At 71.4% G+C, this 19,933-nt stretch carries 16 protein-coding genes; 4 read left to right on the top strand and 12 right to left on the bottom strand.

Annotated elements, in window-relative coordinates:
• Positions 1-3: 3 nt before the first annotated feature.
• The 4 genes from ACQP2F_RS02225 to ACQP2F_RS02240 are packed head-to-tail and all read right to left on the bottom strand — an operon-like array spanning position 4 to position 2,620.
• Positions 4-414, bottom strand: coding sequence for a hypothetical protein (locus ACQP2F_RS02225; protein ID WP_433300132.1), 411 nt, complete (start codon positions 412-414; stop codon positions 4-6).
• Positions 401-1,147 (bottom strand): SDR family NAD(P)-dependent oxidoreductase, encoded by a 747-nt coding sequence (locus tag ACQP2F_RS02230; RefSeq protein ID WP_433300134.1) that lies wholly within the window; start codon positions 1,145-1,147, stop codon positions 401-403. The genes ACQP2F_RS02225 and ACQP2F_RS02230 overlap by 14 nt, the downstream gene beginning before the upstream one ends.
• Positions 1,140-2,372 carry an AMP-binding protein gene (locus tag ACQP2F_RS02235; RefSeq protein ID WP_433300136.1) on the bottom strand — a complete coding sequence of 411 codons (1,233 nt, stop codon included), beginning with the start codon at positions 2,370-2,372 and terminating at the stop codon, positions 1,140-1,142. Before ACQP2F_RS02235 ends, ACQP2F_RS02230 begins: the two co-directional genes overlap by 8 nt.
• Complete coding sequence (locus ACQP2F_RS02240) at positions 2,369-2,620, bottom strand: phosphopantetheine-binding protein (RefSeq protein WP_433300138.1); 252 nt, start codon at positions 2,618-2,620, stop codon at positions 2,369-2,371. The genes ACQP2F_RS02235 and ACQP2F_RS02240 overlap by 4 nt, the downstream gene beginning before the upstream one ends.
• 75 nt (positions 2,621-2,695) lie before the next feature.
• Here ACQP2F_RS02240 and ACQP2F_RS02245 point away from each other — a divergent pair, with 75 nt between their 5' ends.
• Together ACQP2F_RS02245 and ACQP2F_RS02250 are read left to right on the top strand one after the other, a co-directional pair.
• Positions 2,696-3,223 (top strand): GNAT family N-acetyltransferase, encoded by a 528-nt coding sequence (locus ACQP2F_RS02245; RefSeq protein ID WP_433300140.1) that lies wholly within the window; start codon positions 2,696-2,698, stop codon positions 3,221-3,223.
• Between the two features lie 71 nt (positions 3,224-3,294).
• A complete protein-coding gene (locus ACQP2F_RS02250; protein WP_433300141.1) occupies positions 3,295-5,487 on the top strand; it encodes an MMPL family transporter in 2,193 nt (730 codons plus the stop codon).
• A 64-nt stretch (positions 5,488-5,551) separates the two neighbouring features.
• On the opposite strand, the gene ACQP2F_RS02255 is transcribed toward ACQP2F_RS02250, so the two are convergent.
• The 3 genes from ACQP2F_RS02255 to ACQP2F_RS02265 all read right to left on the bottom strand — a co-directional run bounded on the left by ACQP2F_RS02255 (position 5,552) and on the right by ACQP2F_RS02265 (position 10,580).
• Positions 5,552-7,327 (bottom strand): carbohydrate-binding protein, encoded by a 1,776-nt coding sequence (locus tag ACQP2F_RS02255; protein ID WP_433307318.1) that lies wholly within the window; start codon positions 7,325-7,327, stop codon positions 5,552-5,554.
• Positions 7,237-9,078, bottom strand: coding sequence for a ricin-type beta-trefoil lectin domain protein (locus tag ACQP2F_RS02260; RefSeq protein WP_433300143.1), 1,842 nt, complete (start codon positions 9,076-9,078; stop codon positions 7,237-7,239). Before ACQP2F_RS02260 ends, ACQP2F_RS02255 begins: the two co-directional genes overlap by 91 nt.
• A 470-nt stretch (positions 9,079-9,548) precedes the next feature.
• A complete protein-coding gene (locus ACQP2F_RS02265) occupies positions 9,549-10,580 on the bottom strand; it encodes a LacI family DNA-binding transcriptional regulator (protein WP_433300145.1) in 1,032 nt (343 codons plus the stop codon).
• Positions 10,581-11,103: 523 nt separating this feature from the next.
• Between ACQP2F_RS02265 and ACQP2F_RS02270 the strand changes: the two genes are divergently transcribed.
• Positions 11,104-13,044: a hypothetical protein gene (locus ACQP2F_RS02270; protein WP_433300147.1), complete on the top strand. Its 1,941-nt coding sequence runs from the start codon at positions 11,104-11,106 to the stop codon at positions 13,042-13,044.
• Positions 13,045-13,096: 52 nt separating this feature from the next.
• Here the strand turns inward: ACQP2F_RS02270 and pseI are convergent, their stop codons facing one another.
• Entirely contained in the window at positions 13,097-14,125 is a 1,029-nt protein-coding gene (gene pseI, locus ACQP2F_RS02275; RefSeq protein WP_433300148.1) for a pseudaminic acid synthase, read from the bottom strand.
• 78 nt (positions 14,126-14,203) lie between these two features.
• The gene (locus ACQP2F_RS02280) at positions 14,204-15,238 is read right to left on the bottom strand and encodes a glycosyltransferase family 2 protein (RefSeq protein ID WP_433300150.1); all 1,035 of its coding nucleotides are present in this window, start codon (positions 15,236-15,238) and stop codon (positions 14,204-14,206) included.
• 187 nt (positions 15,239-15,425) lie between these two features.
• Between ACQP2F_RS02280 and ACQP2F_RS02285 the strand changes: the two genes are divergently transcribed.
• Positions 15,426-17,612, top strand: a complete 2,187-nt coding sequence (locus tag ACQP2F_RS02285; RefSeq protein ID WP_433300152.1) for a putative bifunctional diguanylate cyclase/phosphodiesterase — start codon at positions 15,426-15,428, stop codon at positions 17,610-17,612.
• Between the two features lie 50 nt (positions 17,613-17,662).
• Here ACQP2F_RS02285 and ACQP2F_RS02290 read toward each other — a convergent pair whose 3' ends face one another.
• From ACQP2F_RS02290 to ACQP2F_RS02300, 3 genes are read right to left on the bottom strand one after another with little or no spacing between them, the layout of a single operon-like run.
• On the bottom strand, positions 17,663-17,953 hold the full coding sequence (locus ACQP2F_RS02290; RefSeq protein WP_433300154.1) for a hypothetical protein: 291 nt from the start codon (positions 17,951-17,953) through the stop codon (positions 17,663-17,665).
• Positions 17,941-18,375 (bottom strand): hypothetical protein, encoded by a 435-nt coding sequence (locus ACQP2F_RS02295; RefSeq protein ID WP_433300156.1) that lies wholly within the window; start codon positions 18,373-18,375, stop codon positions 17,941-17,943. The genes ACQP2F_RS02290 and ACQP2F_RS02295 overlap by 13 nt, the downstream gene beginning before the upstream one ends.
• Before the next feature lie 13 nt (positions 18,376-18,388).
• On the bottom strand, positions 18,389-19,903 hold the full coding sequence (locus ACQP2F_RS02300; protein WP_433300158.1) for an APC family permease: 1,515 nt from the start codon (positions 19,901-19,903) through the stop codon (positions 18,389-18,391).
• Positions 19,904-19,933: the final 30 nt, after the last annotated feature.

Consider the following 19,933-nt stretch of genomic DNA (forward strand, 5'->3'; position numbering starts at 1 on the left):
TCGCTACCGATCGAGCGGCACGCAAGCCACCGACACGGTGAGGTCGTCGATGGTCAGCGTCCGCCACCGGGCGGGGCGATCGTGCGGGACCTCCAGGCCGTACCGGCGCAGCCAGAGCAGGATCGGCAAGTCGTACGCCTTGCACAGGCTCTCGGCGCGGGTCCACCGGGCCCAGAAGTTCGCCGGTCCGTAGCGGGCGGCCAGCGCGGGCGGCACGGTGGCGTCGCTCTGCTCGGCGTCGATGGCGAGGCGATGGCCGGCCGGCGCCGGGCCGTACCAGCCGACCGTGCGGGAGTCGGCGGTGTACGCCCGGGTCAGCGAAACGCCGTCTCCGCCGCCGTCGCCGTCGATCCGGAGGTGCTCCTCGGCCCGGTCCAGCAGCTCCCGGACGCCGGCGCGGTCAGATCGAGGCACCGCCGTCGATCTCGAGCACCTGGCCGTTGATGTTGGTGTTCTCGCACAGCAGCATGCGGATCACCGGCACCACGTCCTCGGGCTCGGTCAGGTGGCCGGTCGGGGTCCGCCGGGTGATCTGGTCGAGCTGGGTCTGGCCGAGCACGGCCGACATCTCCGAGGCGAAGAAGCCCGGCGCCACCGAGTTGGCCAGGACCCGGCCGTTGAGCTCGCGGGCGATGGTGCGGGTGGCCGAGTCCAGCCCGCCCTTGGTGGCCGAGTAGGCGACCAGGCCGGAGTAGCCGCGCTGGGCGCAGATCGACGTGACGTTGACCAGCCGGCCCTTCAGCCCCTTGGCCAGCATGCGCCGCAGGACGAGCCGGGTCAGGACGAGCGGCGCGGTCAGGTTGGTGTTGATGATCTTCTCGATCTGGTCGACCGAGGTGTGCACGTGCAGCGAGTCCTGCCCGATGGCGGCGTTGTTGACCAGGCCGTCGATCGGGCCGAGGCGCTCCTCGGCCTCCTTGACGAACGCGGTGCAGGCCTTGAGGTCGGTGATGTCGACCGAGCCGATGTGCAGCCGGCCCTCGTATTTGACGGCCAGGTCGCGCAGCTCCGGCGTCACCGTGCGGGCGAAGGCCGCGACCTTCAGGCCCTCGGCCAGCAGGCTCGAGACGATGGCCAGCCCCAGTCCGCGCGAACCGCCGGAGACGAGCACGACGGAGGAGGGCGGGATCACAGCAGCGTCAGACATCGCTTTTCAGGGTCTCCTTGACCGGGATTTCGTCCAGGAAGCGGATGCGGCGCGGCACGCCGTAGTCGGGCAACCGGTCCCGGCACCACTGTACGAGGGCGGCCTCGTCGACCTCCGCGCGGTCGGCCGACGGCGCCAGCACCACCTCGGCCGCGACCATCCGGCCCACGATCGGTGCCTTGCGGGACGTCACCCGGGCCCACGCCACCTGCGGATGGGCGGTGAGCACGTGCCGGACGAGCCCGGCCGAGATCTTCGAACCGCCCACATTGATCTCGTCGCTGTTGAGCCGGCCGACGATGTGCACCCGGCCGTCGATGATCTCGACGCGGTCGCCGGTGCGGACCGCTCCGGTCAGTCCGGCGCCGTGGTAGGGCGACCGGATCACCAGCTCGTCGCCGTCGACCGAGATCGACGGCCGGTCGGGCGCCGACCGGTCGAGCCACTCCTGCGGGAAGCCGGCCCGGCCGTCGTGCACCACGATCGAGGCGCCGAGCTCGGAGGACGCGTAGATCCAGGAGATGCGGGCGGCCGGGAAGATCTCCCGCAGCTGGTCGAGGATGGCCTGGTCGACCGGCTCGCCGCCGAGCGTGACCTGCCGCAGCGGCACGCGGGCGAGGGCCTCGCCGTCCCGGTAGATCGCCTGCCGCCAGAACGTCGGTGTGCCGGACGCCGCCGTGACCCCGTGCTCGCTCGCGATCTCGGCCCAGCTGTCGAGCTCGCTCGGCTCGATCACCACCAGGTCCTGCCCGGGCTGGGTGAGCGAGAGGGTGACCACCTGCCACCACGCGTACGTGCCCGGAGAGTACGGACACAGCCAGGTGCGCGGCTCCTGGGCGCCACGGACGGTGGTCAGCGACTCGAGGGTGTGCCCCACCCGCTTGGGCCGGCCGGTCGAGCCCGAGGTGAGCAGCCACAGACGCTCCGGCTCGGCGGGCCGCTGCCGCCCCTTCTCCACCACCGTGACGTCACCGTCGTCGAGCCGGACGACCGTGAAGCCGGCGTCGGCGAGCTCGTCGCGCAGCTCGGAGTCGACCCGGGACGGGGTGCTGAGCACCAGCTCCGTCCCGTGCACGGCGTGCTGCCGGGCGGCGACCAGCGCGTCGAGCCCGGTGGCGGCCAGGACGGCGGCGGGTGACGGCAGGTCGGCGGCGGGAAGGTCGCGCCAGGTCAGCTGTCGACCGCTCGCGACGACCCGGTTGCCGTCGCCGTTCAGCTCGCTCATTCCGACTGCAGCTGCACGAGGAAGTCGAGCACGTCACCGACCGTGGCGATCTGCCGCAGGCCGGGCGCGTCGAAGTTCAGCTCGTCGCCGGTCTCGTCCTCGACCCGCAGGGCCAGCTCGGAGAAGTCGAGCGACCGGAAACCGATCTCACGGAGGTCTGCGCTGTCGTCGTCCGGGAGCACTTTGCCCTGGTTTTTCATGACCTGCGCCATGAGGTCGCGAACCTGGGAACGACTCAGCGAATTCATGGTGCCGAAGCATACCCGGGCCCGAACCGGCGTACCCAGGAGATCTGTAGCGTGCAGGCGAACAGGACGGAAAGGGTGAGCGATCACATGCTGCGACCGGCGACCGACGACGACCTCGATGCGATGCGGGCCTGGCGGAACCAGCCGCCCAACCGGGAGGTCAGCATCAACAGCCACGAGATCACGCCGGACGAGCACGCGGCGTGGTGGTCGAAGACCCGGAGCGACCCGTCGCGGCAGGTGCTGATCTACGAGCGCGAGGGCGTGCCGTCGGGCGTGGTCAACTTCTTCGACCTGGCCCCGGCCGGGCCCGGCCGGACCGGATCGTGGGGATTCTTCCTCGACGCCGCCGGGCTGGCCGAGCGCGGCGAGACGCTGCCGGCCTGGCTCGAGGTGATGCGGGAGGCCGCCGACCACGCTTTCGACGTGCTCGGGCTGGAGGAGCTCACCGGCGAGGTGCTCGAGGAGAACATGGTCGTGCGGCAGATGAACCGCCGCTTCCGGTTCGTCGAGGGCGAGCCCGAGTCGCGCGAGGCGGACGGCCGGACGATCTCGGTGATCCCGATCTCGCTCAAGAAGGAGAACCGGCGGCGCCGGGGGTAGGGCTAGCACTACCCCAAAGACGGTTGCCAGCTCCATCGAACTCGATTGCCGGTCTCCATAGCGTCATCGCCATGAGAAACCGGGAGAACGTAAAGGGAATCGCGGCGCGGGCCGCGATGTGGAGCGCCCGGCACCGGACGCTCGCGATCCTCGGCTGGATCGCCTTCGTGATCGGTGTGACCGTCCTCAGCGGACGGCTGGGCACCACCGAGGCCACCGGCGCCGACCAGGGCCACGGCGACTCCAAGCGGGCCGACCAGATCGTCGAGCAGGCCGGTTTCCCGGTGAAGCCGGCCGGCGAGATGGTCATCGTGCAGAACCGGGCGTCGACCGACCGGGCCGCCGCGATCGCCGACGTGACCAAGCGGCTCGAGGCGACCCGCGACGTGACCGGCGTGCAGCCGCCGATCGAGTCGCCGGACAAGCGATCGTCGCTGATCACCTTCAGCGTCGCCGGCGACCCCGAGACGGCCAAGGACCGGGTGGGCCCGGCCCTCGACGCCGTCGCCGCCACGCAGGCCGCGCATCCCGGCCTCTACATCGCCGAGGGCGGCGACGCGAGCGGCGACAAGCTCATCGGCGACGACCTCGACAAGGGGCTGAACCGGCTCGGGATGCTGTCGATCCCGGTCACTCTCGGCATCCTGCTGGTCGCCTTCGGCGCGGTGGTGTCGGCGCTGCTGCCGGTCGCGCTGGCGATCACCGCGGTGGTCGCGGCGATCGGGCTGCTGGCGGCGGCGAGCCGGCTGGCGCCCACGGTCGACACGACGATGCACGTGATGCTGCTGGTCGGCCTGGCGGTGGGGGTCGACTACTGCCTCTTCTACATCCGGCGCGAGCGCGACGAGCGGCGGGCCGGCGCCGACGCGCACCGGGCGCTGGTGATCGCGGCGCAGACCTCGGGCCGCTCGATCTGGGTGTCCGGCCTCACCGTGATCGTGGCGATGGCCGGCATGTTCTTCACCCAGGACGCGACCTTCACCAGCTTCGCGGTCGGCACCATCCTGGTCGTGATGGTGACCGTGCTCGGCTCGCTCACGGTGCTTCCGGCCATGCTGTCGGCTCTCGGCAACAAGGTCGACGCGATCAAGATCCCGGGGCTGTACCGCAAGGGTGGCGACGGCCGGGCGTGGAACGCGTTCCTGGGCGTGGTGCTGGCCAAGCCGCTGATCTCGGCGATCGTCGCGGTCGGTGCGCTGGCCGTGATCGCCTCGCCGGTGCTCGACCTGCGCACCAAGGCCGAGGGCCTCGAGGACCTGCCGCCGGGCGCGGCGATCGTGCAGGCGTACAAGACGGTCGACGAGGCCTTCCCGAGCAAGACCTCGCCCGCCGAGGTCGTCGTGAAGGCCCCGACGGTCAAGGGCGCGGCGTTCGACCGGCAGCTGACGGCGTTCAAGACCGCGGTGCAGAAGAGCGGCGGGCACCTCACCGGCCCGGTCGAGGTGGAGATCAACCCGGCCGGCACGGTCGCGGTGGTCTCGGTCGGCCTGGTCGGCGACCGCGCGCTCGGCACCCTCCGCCAGGAGGTCGTGCCGGCCACCTTCGGGCACCTCACCGGGGCGACCGCACTGGTCACGGGGGAGAAGGCGGGAGACGCGGACTTCAACGCCCAGCTCGACGCGAGCCTGCCGTGGGTGTTCGGCTTCGTGCTCGGCCTGGCCTTCGTGCTCCTGCTGGTCTCGTTCCGGTCGGTCGTGGTGGCGATCACCGGGGTCGTTCTCAACTCGCTGTCGGTGGCCGCGGCGTACGGGATGATGGTCTGGGTCTTCCAGTACGGCCACTTCGAGAAGCAGCTCCAGTTCCAGGCGGCCAGCGGGATCATCAACTGGATGCCGCTGTTCCTGTTCATCATCCTGTTCGGGCTGTCGATGGACTACCACGTCTTCGTCCTGAGCCGGATCCGCGAGGGCTACGACCGTGGCCTGCCCACCCGGCAGGCGGTCCGCGAGGGCATCGGCAAGACCGCCGGCGTGATCACCAGCGCCGCCGTGGTGATGGTCGCGGTCTTCGCTCTCTTCGCCACCTTGCCGCTGGCCTCGACCAAGGAGCTCGGTGTCGGCCTGGCCGCGGCGATCCTGCTCGACGCCACGATCATCCGGGCGGTGCTGCTGCCGGCGGTGATGGCCCTGCTCGGCGAGAAGAACTGGTGGCTGCCGCGCTGGCTCGGCTGGCTCCCGGCGATCGCCCACGAGCCGCCGGCCCCGGCGCCGGCGTCGGCGAGCGACCCGGCTCCGGAAGACAAGGAGCTGGTCCGCGCCTCGTGACCCGGACGAGCCGTGCCCCGTCCCCGGCTCGGGGACGGGGCACGGCGATTCCCGTTGGTGCGGGTCAGTTGCCCAGCCGCAGGTAGTCGAGGTTGAAGCCGCCGGTCTCGCAGTAGACGGTGACCAGCTGGTCGCCGGCCGCGAGCGTCACCGGCACGTGGACGGACTGGTAGGTGCCCCAGCCGCCGGTGTCCGGCACATCCGCCGTGGCCAGCTTGGTGCCGGCCGCGTCCCGCAGCGAGACGGCGCCGGCGGCCACTGCGCCGGTTCCGTTGGCGACCCGCAGCTCCAGGTCGTAGCTGCCGGCGGTGGCGACGTCCAGGCGGTACTGCAGCCAGTTCCCGGCCGCGGTCCAGCCGACGTTCTTGCCGCCGCTGGCCGCCGCGTTGGACTCGATGAAGTTCACGCCCTCGGTCCAGCCGTGCTGGGCCACATAGGACTCGGCCTCGACCTTCTCGCCGACCGGGGCGCCGTGCGGTGCCACGGTCAGGTGCACGGTCGTGGCGGCGCGCGAGGCGCCGTCGGTCGCGTAGAAGGTCAGGGTCTGCTCGCCGGCCGTGGTCGGGTGCACAGTCACGACGCCGGTGCGGCCGTCGAGCGTGACGCCGGCGGGCAGATCGGTGGCGTAGTAGGCGAGCCGGTCGTGGTCGCGGTCCGTGGCGTGCAGCGCGAAGGTGCTGGTGACGTACTGATCGGCGGTCACCGCGGGCACGGCGGCCAGCACGGGTGCATGGTCCCGGCGCGGGACCCGCGCCTGCCATCGATAGGTGGCGTACGCCCCGGCCGGAACCGTTGCGACGAACGACTCGCCGCCGAGCAGCACGCGTACCGAGGACGCGGTGGCGTTGCTGTTCGCCAGGATGGCCGTGAACGTGTCGCCGTTGCGGTAGACGACGTTGGCGATCCCGGCCGCGGGAGCGCTGGACTCGACGCGGACGTCCGCGGGCGTGAGGTACTTGGCGAACTGGCCGAGCGGGTAGAGCTCGTCGCGTACCGAGAACGTCTTGGTGTTGGTGTTGACCTTGACGAGGCGGTCGGGCCACTTGGTCGTGGCGGCAACCTGGTCCCAGTCGACGTTGTTGTCGCGCTTGTCGGTCCAGTGCAGCGTGCCGCCGTCCTGGTCGGTGGTCTGCGCCCAGAGGATGTACGACGACGCGTCGAGCCGGAAGTACCCGAGCACCGTGGCCGGTGACAGGTCGCTGGTCTCGGTCAGCTGCACCGGTTTGCCGTACCGCTCGTAGGTGTCGCGCATGACCGTGGGGTCGCCCCAGTAGGGGTGGAACGCGATCGAATCGGCCGCCGCGGCCGCCGCCGGATCGTTCATGATCCGGTAGTAGTTCTTGGTCGCCGTGGAGTTCGGGTCCTTCCAGTCCCAGAAGTTGAAGTCGTGCACGTACAGCTGAGTTCGCAGGCCCGCGGCGCGGAACGTCTTCTTGATCGCCACGGCCAGCTTCTGCTGCTGCTCGACGCTGATGTCCATCGCCGGGTAGACGACGTCCATGCCGGGCTCGTTGAGCAGCGTGATCGCGTCGACATAGACGCCCTGACGACGGTACGCGTCGACGTACTTGGCGTAGTACCTGGCGAACACGTCGATCGCGTCGTCGCGCAGCTTGCCGGCCTGGTAGTACTCGGTGGTGCTGCCCGGCTTGAGCGCGACCTGGCCGGTGAACTGGTTGTTCGTCTTCATCCAGGCCGGTGCGCTCCACGCGGAGGCGAAGAACGTCGCCCGCGGGTTGTACTTCTGGATCAGCTTGACGGTGTCGAGGATGTGCAGGTCGATGTCGTGACGTTCTGGCCGTTGACGATCAGGCCGTTGCGGGCGGTGTTGGTGGTCCAGCCGACGGTGCCGCCGTTGCCGTGGTCGGCCCGCCAGATCCAGGCGTGGTCGCCGATCACGTTGTTGCTGTTGATCTCGACGCTGACGGTGGCCTTGCCCGCGATCGCGCCGCCGATGCGCACGAACACGTCGGACAGCACGGTCGGGTTGGCCGCGTGTGAGGCGCTCGAGCCGGCCGGGCCGACCTGCAGCAGCGTGTTCGAGTTGGTGGTGCCGGCGTCGAGCAGCAGACCGGCGAGCCGGACGCCGTCGACGTCGGCGATGTGGATGGCGTCGACGCCGCCGTCGGGTACGAAGGTGGCCAGGCCCAGGCCGAGGATCACGGTGTTCGCCCGGGTGACGTTCAGTGTCTGGTTCAGGTGGTAGACGCCCGGCGTGACGAGCAGGTTCTTGCCCGCCGCCAGCGCCGCGTTGATGGTCGCGGCGGTGTCGCCGGACTTGACCACGTAGAAGCTGCTGATCGGCAGCGACGTGCCGGCCGGGTTGCCGCCGGCCCAGCTGGTGCCGCTGGCGTTGTTGCGCACCGCCGGGACGAAGACCTGGTACGCGCCGGTGGAGTCGACGTACAGGTACGGCTTCTCGGCGACCGTGGGCGCCGAGCCGACCGTCGTGTACGGCGGGCTCGGGAAACTGTTGGCCGGTGCGCCCTGCACACCCACGAACACCTGGTTCCAGTTCGAGCCGGTCCAGCTGCCGATCTGCGAGTCCCGCGTGATCCACTGCTGCTGCGTACCCGACTGGATCTGCCCGTCGATCTTGGAGTCGGCGATGAAACCACCCGAGGACCAGCCGCCGTCGGAGAGCGCCAAATTCCCGCGAACGTGCATCCGCCGGTACGGCGCGGCCTGCGACACCGCCCAACGATCAAGACCATCCGCCGGTACGACGTTGAGCCCCTCGGCCGAACGCCAGAAGTTCTGCGTCGCGTTCTGCGACCCGTCCGGCCACCAGTCCGCCTCGACATGCACATGCCCGTTGATAGTCACCTGATCCGGGCTGAGACCAAGCCCGGCCACCTGCGTGAAGAAACCGACGTTCGCGTCCACGTTGTACGAACCCGGCTTGAACAACAGCGCATACCGCGCGTTACCGAACTGGTTACTGACCTGCGAATTGAAGACGCTGGTCAACTTGCTCTGAATCGTCGACGCCGACATCGACGGATCGAACACCGTAACGTTCGGCCCCAAATCCGGATTTGTAGGATTTGTTGGAACAGTGGTCGGCGTAGTCGGCGTGGTGGATCCGCCGGACAGGTTCCACTTCTGGTTCGCGGTACCGGCACAGTCCCACAACTGCAACTTCGCGCCATCGGCCGTGCTGTTGTCCTTGACGTCCAGGCACCGGCCCGATGCCGTGTTCACCAGATCGTGCGCCGCGGTCAGCTGCCACTTCTGCGAGGCGACCGAGTCGTAGCACGTCCACATGTGCACCGCGGTGCCGTTGGCCGTCCCGTTCGCGACCACGTCGAGGCATTTGCCGAGCGCCTGGAGCGAGCCGTTGTCGGCGACGGTCCAGGTCTGGTTGGGGCCACTCGCGCAGGACCACATCTGCGGGAGGGTTCCGTCGGCGGTGGAGCCGCCGGTCACGTCCAGGCACTTGCCGGTGGCCGAGCTGACGATGCTGCCGGTGGTGGCCGCGAACGCGTTGGTCACGGTGGCGACGCCGACGCCGGCGAGGACCACGGTCGTGACACCGGCGGCGAGGACCCGCGAACGCCGGATCCGGCGACGGGGAGACGCTGGTGACATGCGAGATGTCCCTTCTGTGCTGTTGGGGATAGCGGGGGACAGAGCGGGCACGCGGAAAGGCCGGCGCCGGGCAACGCCGGCCTTTCCGGAGGCACCGGCCACTGAGCACAGGCGACGCCTCGGTGCACGCCGCCGAGGAAGCGGCGCGCACCCGTGGGTTCGGGGCGACCGGGACTCAGCGAGGGTTCCCGCCGCGGCTCGCGCGTCGCGGGGATGGGGGTACGGCCGACGGCATCTGCGGACTCCCGGGTCGGAATGGTCGACCGGCCGACGTCGTCGGCCGGCGTGCTGACCCCGATCGCGCTCGCTCGGCGGGTCGCGACAGTCCTCGATGGGTCGGTGCATCGCCTCGGCGAGCTGCCCGGCTCGCACGATGGCGTTAACGAGAAGGAAACACTGTCGCGCACACCACGTCAATGTTGTGGTGCAATTTTCGCAGCCGAACCGTGAATATGGCTATGTAACACGCGTCAGCGAGCGGGCCCGGTCGAGTCGCGTACGACCAGCTCGGTGGCCAGCTCGACGTGCAGCGCGTCGATCTCGCCGCCGTTGAGCATCCGCTCGAGCAGGCTGACCGCCATCCGGCCCATCTCGTTCAACGGCTGGCGAACCGTGGTCAGCGCCGGGTCGGTGACGCGGCTGAGCTCGATGTCGTCGAAGCCGGCCACCGACAGGTCGGCCGGCACGCGCAGCCCACGCGCCGCCGCGGCCCGCAGCGCGCCCACCGCCATCTTGTCGTTGAAGGCCACCAGCGCGGTCGGCGGCTGCGGCAGGTCCAGCAGCTCACCGGCGAGCCGGTAACCCTCCTCCACGGTCGGGTCGTCGGTCGAGCGCAGCAGCTCCTCGGAAGGGAACACCCCCGCGCCCATCAGCGGCGCCGTGTAGCCGGCGAGCCGGTCGCCGCTCACCCGCCACTCGGGCCGGCCGCCGAGCACGCCGACGCGCCGGTGCCCCAGCTCGACCAGGTGCGCACCCAGGCGCCGCGCCCCCGCGAAGTTCGCGGCCGACACGGCCGCGATGTTCGCCGGAGGCGCCGCCTGCGGGTCCACGATCACGAACGGAAATCCGAGGTCGCGCAGCCGGGTCAGCTCGCTTTCCGTCTCCGACGGCAGGACCAGGATGGCGCCGCGCACCTGCGGCCAGCCCACCAGCGTCGGCAGGACGTCGGTGTGCCGCCACGCCGACTCGCCCGCATCGACGACGGCGTGCATGCCGCGGGCGTGCAGCGCCTCGATGACCGCGGAAACGATCAACCCGAAGTAGTCGCTCAGCACGTACGGGCAGCGCACGTAGACACCGTTGTCCGCCCTCGGCGCCGCCGAGCCCGCCCGGCGCCGGGGCGCGTTGCGGCCAAGGTCCGCCATCGCCGCCAGCACACGCTCACGGGTGCCGGCCGCGACATTGTCCCGGCCGTTCAGCACGCGCGAGACGGTCGCGATCGAGAGCCCGGTACTGGCCGCCACATCGCGGATGGTCATGCGCGCCGCTGATTCTTGTTTCATGAAACGATCGTAGAGTATCCGGCTCCGCGGCCGGGTGCTGCTGCCGTCGCATGCCTGGCCTCCGCCGCGGCGAGCGGGTCGGCGAGGAGGCCTGCACCGCGAGGACGCCCTTGCCGCGCGGAGCTGTGCAGGCGTGGCTGCCCGCACGCCGGCCCGGCGCGAGATGGGGGCATACCCCGCGCCGGGTCGGCTGCGCGCGGCCGGGGGGACGTGGCGGCGTCCGCCCCGGCCTGTCCGGGGAGCCCGGGGCAGGGGCTCGACCTCGGCGCCTTCCGAAAGATTTTCGCGTTGTGAACGTCCACTGTAGGCGACTCGGGTGGCGGAATGTTGTTCCGGGTGGCAACAACCGCGAGGTGGGGCAGGAGTAGTGTGGCCGCACTCACCGGTGTCGCTTGCTGGACAAATCGGGCAATAGACGGGAGCCGCTGCGGGTCCGTGGGATCCACCCCTCCTTTACGCTTGGGTGATACGGTCCCGCGTCGACCCGAGGGGCACACCGCGTGCTCTGACGAGAGGTAGAAGCATGTCCGACTCCGCTGCCCTGATCCCCGCGCAGGGCACGGACTACGCCGCCGCCCTCGCCGCCTCGCCGGTGCCCAACCTGCGGCGCATCGGCGGCGAGATGTTCAACTGGTCCGACAGCGACCCGCGGCGTACCCCGCCGCGGCCGCGTGGCGCGGTGCTCCGCCACCTCCTCGGCACGCTCGCCGCCCCCGGGCAAGCCGTTCTGGTCGCCGGCCCGACCGGCGACGAGCTGGTCGCCGCGCTGGTCGACGCCGGCGCGTCGGTCACCTGGCTGCTGCGCTCGCTCGGCGACGCCGAGCGGGCGGCCGTCGACCACCCGGCCGTGACCGTGATCGCCGGGAGCGTCGTCAAGTTCGACATCGCCGACAAGTTCGACCTGGTCGTGGCCGTGGACGGCATCGAGCGGCTGAACTCGGCCGAGGGCGAGCAGCTGTCCACCGCCGAGTTGCTCGACCGGCTGGTCGAGGCGGTCCGGCCCGAGGGCGTCCTGCTGCTCATGCACGACAACCACCTCGGCCTGCACCACACCGTGCGGCTCGAGGCCGGCGCGCGCGAGGCGGACGACGCGGCGTGGTACCCGCTGGACGACCACGACGCCCAACGCCCGGCCTCCCGCGAGCAGCTCGCCGACCGGCTCGCCGGCGCCGGCCTGGTGGTCGACGTGGCTTACGCGGCGTTCCCGGAGCCGGCCGCGCCGACCGTGCTGATCGGGCCGGACCTGCTCGGCAACATCGACTCGCCGCTGCGGCCCCGGCTCGGCACCGTGCTCTCCCGGGCGCTCACCTTCGCGTATCGCGGACGCCCGGTGCTCAGCGACCCGCGCCGGCTCATGCGGCGCGCCCTGAACGCCGGCGCCGAGGACGCGGTGGCGCCGTCCTGGCTGGTGATCGCCCGCGCGCCGGGCGCGGCCGCGGAGAACCCGATCACGGCGGCGCCCGCTTCGGGGGGCGAGTCCGCGGTCGCGGCGGCGGCCGGTTCGGGCGGATCCCCGATCGCGGCGGCCGGTTCGGGTGGCGAATCCGCGACCGCGGCGGTGCCGGCGGCCGGCGGCCGGCGGCCGGTGGAGCGGCACGACCTGGTCGTGGGTGACGCACACGGCGCCTTCACCTATGAGGTGACCGCGGCCGACGGGGAGATCCGCACCACCGTGCTTCAGCCGCTGGACGGGCCGGTCGAGCGGGCCGGACTGCGCCGCATCGCCGATCCGGTGGCGACCTCGGCCGACACCGGGTACGTGCTCGAGGAGCGACTGCTTCACCTGTGCGCCACCCATGACCTGCGCGGGCTGCGGATCGAGCTGGCGCAGTTCGACGCGTGGCTGCGCGCCCAGGCCGTCGACGGGCGGCTCGAGGGCCCGGTCGCGGTGGCCGGGCCGGCCGACGTCTTCGTCACCCCGGACGGGCCGACGCTGTTGCCCGCCCGCTGGGAGCCGATCGAGCCGGTGGCGTACGAGATCGCCGTGGTTCGCGCCTTTTGGGAGTTCGGCGTTCAGCTGATCACCTCGGCCCAGCCGCACCCGTGGGCGATCACGTCCAGCGCCGTGGATCTGGCGAACACGATGCTCGGCATGGTCGGCCGGGGCGCCACCGAGGAGCAGATCCGGGCGGCGGCCGAGCTGCAGGTGGCGCTGGAGGCGGCCGAGCACGGTCTCACGCCGGCGGAGCAGCACGACCGCCTGCTGGCCCTGCTCGCGGTGCAGCCGGGCACGGCCATGGTCGACATCGCCGGCTTCCGCGAGCTGGAGGAGGCGCTCTGGCGGCAGCGCTACCAGGCCGGCCACCTGCTCGCGATGATGGAGTGGACCGAGACGATCATCCAGTCCCGGGACAACTCGCTCAGCCGGATGGACCGGGAGATCTCGTTCTACCGCACGACACCGGTCGGCAAGCTGGTCGGAGCGGCGCGGCTGGTGTATCGAAGGCTGCGCGGACGCCGCTGACCATCGAAAAGGGGCTCTCGGCGGAAGCCGGAGCCCCTTCCCTCGCGAAACCTCAGATGATGTCCCAGGTCAGCGGCGTGCCCTTGGCCGCGTCGGCGGTGAACGTCCGGCCCTGGACCAGGCCGATCATGTCGGGCTCGAGCCCGCCGGTCGGCCGGATCGAGCGCACGTTCTCCGGCGTGACCTTGTCGCCGGCCTTGACGTCGGCGACGACGTAGAGGGAGCGCCGGAAGCGCAGGCCCTCCTTCTCGTGCTCGGTCGGGCCGATGTGCGTGGTGCCGAGCGCCTGCCAGGCCCGCTCCGACTCCTCGCGCAGCAGCTTCAGCTCGGCCGGGTTGAGCGAGAACGCCGAGTCGACGCCGCCGTCGGCCCGGTCCAGCGTCACGTGCTTCTCGATCAGGCAGGCGCCGAACGCCACCGCCGCGACCGGCACCCCGATGCCCAGCGTGTGGTCGCTGAGGCCGATCGGCAGGCCGAGCATCTGGGCCAGCACCGGGATGCGGCGCAGGTTGGTCTCCTCCGGCGGCGCCGGGTACGACGCCGTGCAGCTCAGCACCGTGACGTCGGTCGCGCCGGCGCCCTGGGCGGCCTCGACCGCGGCCGCGATCTCCTTCACCGACGCCATGCCGGTCGAGATGATCACGGGCTTGCCGGTGCTCGCGCAGAGGCGGATCAGCGGCAGATCGGTGATCTCCGAGGAGGCGATCTTGTACATCGGGGCGTCCAGCTTCTCCAGCAGCTCGACCGCGGTCCGGTCGAACGGGCTGGAGAACGGGGTGATGCCGCGCTCGCGGGCCCGGTCGAAGATCGGCTGGTGCCACTCCCACGGCGTGTGCGCGCGCTCGTACAGCTGGTAGAGGTAGTCGCCGCCCCACAGGTCGTGGCCCTTGGAGATCTGGAACCGCTCGTGCTTGACGTCCACCGTCATCGTGTCCGCGGTGTACGTCTGGATCTTGATCGCGTCGGCGCCGGCGTCCGCCGCGGCGTCGACCAGCGCCAGCGCCCGGTCGAGGGAGCCGTTGTGGTTCCCGGACATCTCCGCGACGATGTACGGCCGCTTGTCGGGTCCGAACTGTGCCATTATCTCCCTCTCTCGGTCCAGACGGTTACCGAGGCCAACGGTAACCAGGTCGGCTCTCGGCCGGCGCCGGAGCGCGCCTCAGAGTATGGACGCGGCTCGTGACGTCGGTGACAGGGAGGCGACCTCCGGGGCCGACGAGGGGGTCCGCCGCCGCCCGGCCAACCGGTAACCGGCGCGGAGCAGGGCGTACGCACGGTAGGCGCCGGCCGCCACCAACCGGTGTTTGAGGCCGCTCGGGCGATGACCGTCCGGCCGGTGGCGCCGGTACAGCGCGGTCAGCTGCCGGAAGAAGTCGCGCCGGTGCCCGGGGTGCATCCGGTTGTCGTTGCCGGCCACGACCAGCAGGTGGCTGATCATCAGGGTGAAGAGCCGGCTCCTGATCTCGGGCCGCACCTCGTGCGCGGCCATCCACTCCTGCACCAGGTCGTATTGGGTGAAGGCCTCGAAGTGACGGTGGCTGCGGGTGGCCGTGATCGCACCCGGCCGGCCGATCCGGTAGTGGTAGCAGACCCGGTCGAGCGCGGCGATCCGATCGGCGGCCAGCAGCACCGGATGGCTGAACGAGACGTCCTCGTACCACCCGGGACCGAACCGCAGGTCGTTGGCGAGCAGGAACTCCCGCCGGACGATCCGGTTCCAGGCCGTGTGCTGCACGCCGAGCATCCGCTCCAGCGTCGGCTCGCCGGCCAGCAGGTGCGAGCTGGGGTCGGTCTTGGCCCGGCCGTCCTCGCGCACCCGCAGGTGGTCGACCAGCAGCACATCGGGGCGATCGGCGTCGAGCGCCGCCAGGACCGCACGCACCGAGCCCGCCGGCAGCCGGTCGTCGCTGTCGACGAACCAGACGTAGTCGCCGGTCGCCTCGGCCAACCCGGCGTTGCGAGCCAGGCCGAGACCGACATTCTCCGGAAGGTGCTGCACGCGTACGCCCGGATGGTCGCTCGCGTAGTCGTCGAGGATCTCGCCGCACCGGTCGGGCGACGCGTCGTCGACCGCGATGATCTCGAGCCGCGCGTGCTCCCCGGCCGTCAGGCCCGCGCGGATCGAGTCGAGGCACTCGACCAGGTACGCCTCCACGCGGTACACCGGCACCACGACGCTCAAACGGACGAACATCGAGCAAACGTTCTTTGTGCGGGTGAACGCCCGGCGAACGGAAGCTGTCCGGGGTCTTCGTCACAGGGCAATTCCTGGCCTCTTCTCACCTCGGCGTTCACACCGCCGATGCAACGGCGTGCTCTGGTCACGGTTTTGGGCGTCCAGCCGCCTGTTGCGCGCCTCCGCCTTGACGGCGTTGGTCTCGATGGTCCTATTCCTGATCAACCTCGTCCATCCGGTGCTGCCGTGGGCGCTGCTGTGGCTGCCCGGTCCGGTCGGCGCCACCCTGCTGGCCGCGGCCGGCTTCCGTACCGCCCGGTCGAGCCATCTGCCCGCCGCGACCCGCCGGCTGTGGCGGCACATCGGCCTGGTCGCGGTTCTGGTCGGCTGTGGGAGCTTGAGCCAGGCGTACGACATCGTCACCGCTGCCGATCCGGCCGGCCCGCATTTCAGCGTCGGCCAGATGATCTTCTGCGCCGGGGCGATCTCGGTGATCATGTACGCCATGCTGCGGTTGCCGTTCGGCAGCCAGACTCGGGGTGAGCTGGTCCGGGTCGTGCTCGACGCGGGCACGGTCATGCTCGCGTGCGCGCTCTTCGCCTGGCACTTCTCCACCCGCAAGGCCCTGGGCGCCGACGACCCGCGGCGGCTCTACATGTCGCTCGCGCTCACCGTGATGGCGCTGCTGGCCGCCTTCGCCGTGGCCAAGGTGACGATGACCCGGCCGTCGGTGTTCATCGACCGCAGCTCGCTCCGCCTGATCGGCCTGGCCGTGGTGGTCGGCGCGATCGCGCCCACGTTCCGGCCGTTCGTCGAGTCGATCGACCCACACCTGTTCCCGGACATGGTCGACCTCCCGTTGATCTACTTCTTCGGCGCTTGGGCCGCCGACCGCCAGCGCCGGGCCGCCGTCGCCCCGCGTCGTGGGGTGCGCACTCCGCGGCAACGCAGCTTCAGCGTTCTCCCGTACGTGGCGGTGGCCGCCGTAGACGGGCTGCTGCTCGCCGTGGCGCTGCCCCGGGACGCCGACGACCGGCAGGTCATCGTGATCAGCTCCGTGGCCCTGACCGCCCTGGTCGTCCTCCGCCAGCTCACCGCGTTCCTGGACAACGGCCGTCTGCTGCGCCGCCTCGACCACGGCGCGACCCACGACGCTCTCACCCAGCTGCCCAACCGCACGCTGTTCCACGAGCGGCTGCAGAGGGCGCTGACCATGCCCGGCGAGCGGCCGGTCGCGGTCGCCCTGATCGACCTGGACGACTTCAAGGAGGTCAACGACACCCTCGGCCACGAGATCGGCGACCTGTTGCTGATCGCCGTCGCCCAGCGCCTCAACGCCTGCATCCGGGTCGAAGACACGGTCGCCCGGCTCGGCGGCGACGAGTTCGTGGTGGTGCTCGACGGCGCCGACCCGGCCGTCGCCGACCTGGCGGCCCAGCGCATGATCGAGGCGCTCCGGGCGCCGGTCCTGGCCGACGGTCACGAGCTGCCGATCCGGGCCAGCATCGGCATCGCCGACGGGCATTCCGGCGACGACGCGAGCGTGCTGCTGCGCCAGGCCGACATCGCCATGTACGCGGCCAAGGCCATCGCGGGCACGGCGTCGCTGCACTTCACGCCCCTCATGACGCACGCCGGCGCGGATCCGGCCGGCCTCGGCGCCGAGTTGCGCGAGGCGATCGACGAAGATCAGCTCTACCTGGTCTACCAGCCGATCGTGGCGCTGCCCGACCGCCGGGTGCTGGGCGCCGAGGCGCTGGTCCGCTGGGCCCACCCGGTGCACGGCACGATGGCGCCGCCGGCCTTCATCCCGCTGGCCGAGCGCACCGGCCTGATCGTGCCGCTGAGCCGGTGGGTGCTGCGGACCGCGGTGAGCCAGCTGGCCCGCTGGGAGTCGCTCTCGGTGCTCAACATCAACGTCTCGGCGCGCGACCTGCGCGAGCCCGGCTTCGCGGCGCAGGTCGGTGACCTGCTGACGGAGTTCGGCGTCGACCCGCACCGGATCACCCTCGAGATCACCGAGACGTTGCCGGTGGACGGCGAGGACGAGGTGGGCACGCTGGCGGAGCTGCGAGCTTTGGGCGTACGCGTGTCGCTCGATGATTTCGGTACGGGGCACTCGACGCTCGCGATGTTGCACGACACCGTGGACGAGCTGAAGCTGGACAGCTCGTTCACGCAGGAGGCGGACGGCCGCGCGCCGATCGCGGCGACCGTGCAGCGGATGGCCGACTCGCTCGGGCTGGCGACGATCGCCGAGGGCGTGGAGACGCCGGACCAGGCCGCGCGGCTGCTCTCGCTCGGCTACTCGTCGGCGCAGGGTTTCTATTTCGCGCGCCCGCTGCCGGCCGACGAGTTCGGCGCGTTGCTGACGGAGGCGGCCGCGGCCTGAGCGGGCCGCCCGCGGCCTGATCGGGCCGCCCGCCCGCCGGCGTGGAGAAGCTAATAGGTCAGGGCGACCAGCTCACGTAGCTGGTCCACGGCGGCCGGCGGCAGCTCGTGCGCCGCGGCGGAGACCAGGCCGGACCGCAGCACGGCGTAGACCTCCTCCTGGGCCTCCACCGGCAGGTCGGGGATCCACAGGTTGCCCAGGTTCTCGTCGATGATCTCGCGGAGCAGGGACGCGGTCTTGTAATCCGACAGGCGCGGGATCAGGTATTCCAGCGTCCAGTCGAAGAGGCCGTTCGAGGACTGCCAGTCGCGGTCGTCGCGGACCATGATCAGCGCAGCCATGAGTGCCCCAGGGTGAAGACTCGGGGGGCCAGGCCGCGGTCGGCGATGAAGTGCTCGACGATCGCCACCTGGTCGTACGTGAAGAGCGAGACGTCGACCGGCACCACCTCGGCCTTGCGCAGGTGCAGCACGATCTGCTGGGAGAAGCGCCGCCACTGCTGGTCGAAACGGCCGGCGGCGAAGGGGCCGACGGCGTCGTACGAGACGTTGTGCTCGTCGAACCAGTCGGCTCGCGACCAGCGTGGGGCGCGGGTCAGCCGTACGCCCAGGGTCTTTTCGATGAGGATGGCCGTCTCCGCCTCGTTGTGCCGATATCTGCCGGTTGCCGAGTCCATTCCGAGTGCCCGGAATCGTTCCTGCTCCAAACGACGTCGCCGCCGCAGCACCAGCGGCGGATAGGAGATCAGCGAATAGGTCGACAAATCCGGCTCCTCCCTAGCGGTTCACCCGTTCCGGTCGGTGCGCCCCCGGGTCGCGGGGACGCGGCAGCTGTGGTGTCGGCGCCGGCGTCACGACCACGGCCGTGCCGCCCTGGCCGATGCCGGCGTAGAGCACCGGCCGGGCGCCGCGCAGCACGACGCCGTGCAGGAGACCGGCCCCCGCCACCGCGGCGATCCCGGCCGGCGTCAGCCAGACGAGTGCGGACTCGGACGGCACGCCGAGCAGCGACGGGAGGTTCCGGAACGCCAGGCATGCCAGCGCACCGAGAGCCACGGTGGCGAGGATCGGAGCCAGGAACCGTCCCCACGCGCCCTCGCCGCCGGGCACCCGGTTGAGGTGCAGCAGGGCGGCGAGCGAGGTGGCGAGCAGCAGCACGAGGACGCCGAGCCCGCCGGCGACGGTGAGACGCTGCGCGAGGATGCCGGGTGAGCGCACCCCGGCCAGGTACGCGACCGCGATGGCGAGCCCGGCGATCAGGGACTGGACGAGCGACGCCGTGCGCGGGGCGGAGGTGCGGCGCGCGGTGGTGGCGAGGGCGGCCGGTAGCACCCGCTCGCGGCCGAGCGCGTACAGATAGCGGGCGATCGCGTTGTGCAGCGCGAGCATCGCGGCGACCAGGGCGGCGAGCAGCACGGCCCGGCCGGTCGTGACCGCCCACGGCGCGAGGCGGGCGCCGGCCAGGTCGAAGAGCAGCTCGGAGCCGCGGGTGCGGGCCAGGGCGGTGATCTGCGCCGGTCCCGCGCCCACGCTCACCGACCACGCGGTGCCGGCCAGAACAAGACCCAAGATCACCACCGAGGCGTACGTCGCATGGCCCGCCTCCTTCCGCGGGCGCATGGTCTCCTCGGCGTAGGTCCCGGTCGTCTCGAAGCCGGCGAAGGCGAGCGCCCCGGCCGCCAGCAGCAGGCCGAGCGCGGGCCGGTCGACGGCGGGAAGGTGATCGGGCAGGCGGGGGCCGACCGGCTCGATGAGGCTGGCCGTGGCGAAGCCCACCGCGACCGCGATCTCGGCCAGCACCAGCAGCGCGAGCAGCCCGCTGACGATCTCGATCCGGACCGTGCCGGCGAGCGCGACGATCAGCCAGCAGGCGGCCGCGACCATCCACCACTGCGCCTCGACGTGGAACCAGCTGCGCACCAGCGGCGCGGCCGCGACCCCGGCGACGCCGTAGAGGCCGAGCTGCAGGGCGGTGTAGGCGGCGAGCGCAACCCCGGCCGCGGCCACGCCGGCGGGCCGGCCGAGACCGCGGGCGACATAGGCATAGAGGGCGCCCGCGTACGGCGCCCGGTGCGCCATGGCCGCGTAACCGGCCGCGAACACCAGCAGGACGATCGCGACCGCGACGAAGGTCAGCGGCACCAGCGGCCCGCCGCCACGGGCGTAGGCGGCGGGCACGACGGTGATCAGTACGGCGAGGGGCGCGGTCGCGGCGAGCGCGAAGAACGTGACGGCGGCCGCGCCGATGCGGCCCGTGGCGAGGGGGTGCGACGACTCATCGGGCGTACCCACAGATCCATTGAGCCTGATGGCGGCCCGGAT

This window comes from Actinoplanes sp. CA-030573 (genome assembly GCF_050951115.1).
Classification (GTDB): Bacteria; Actinomycetota; Actinomycetes; order Mycobacteriales; family Micromonosporaceae; genus Actinoplanes.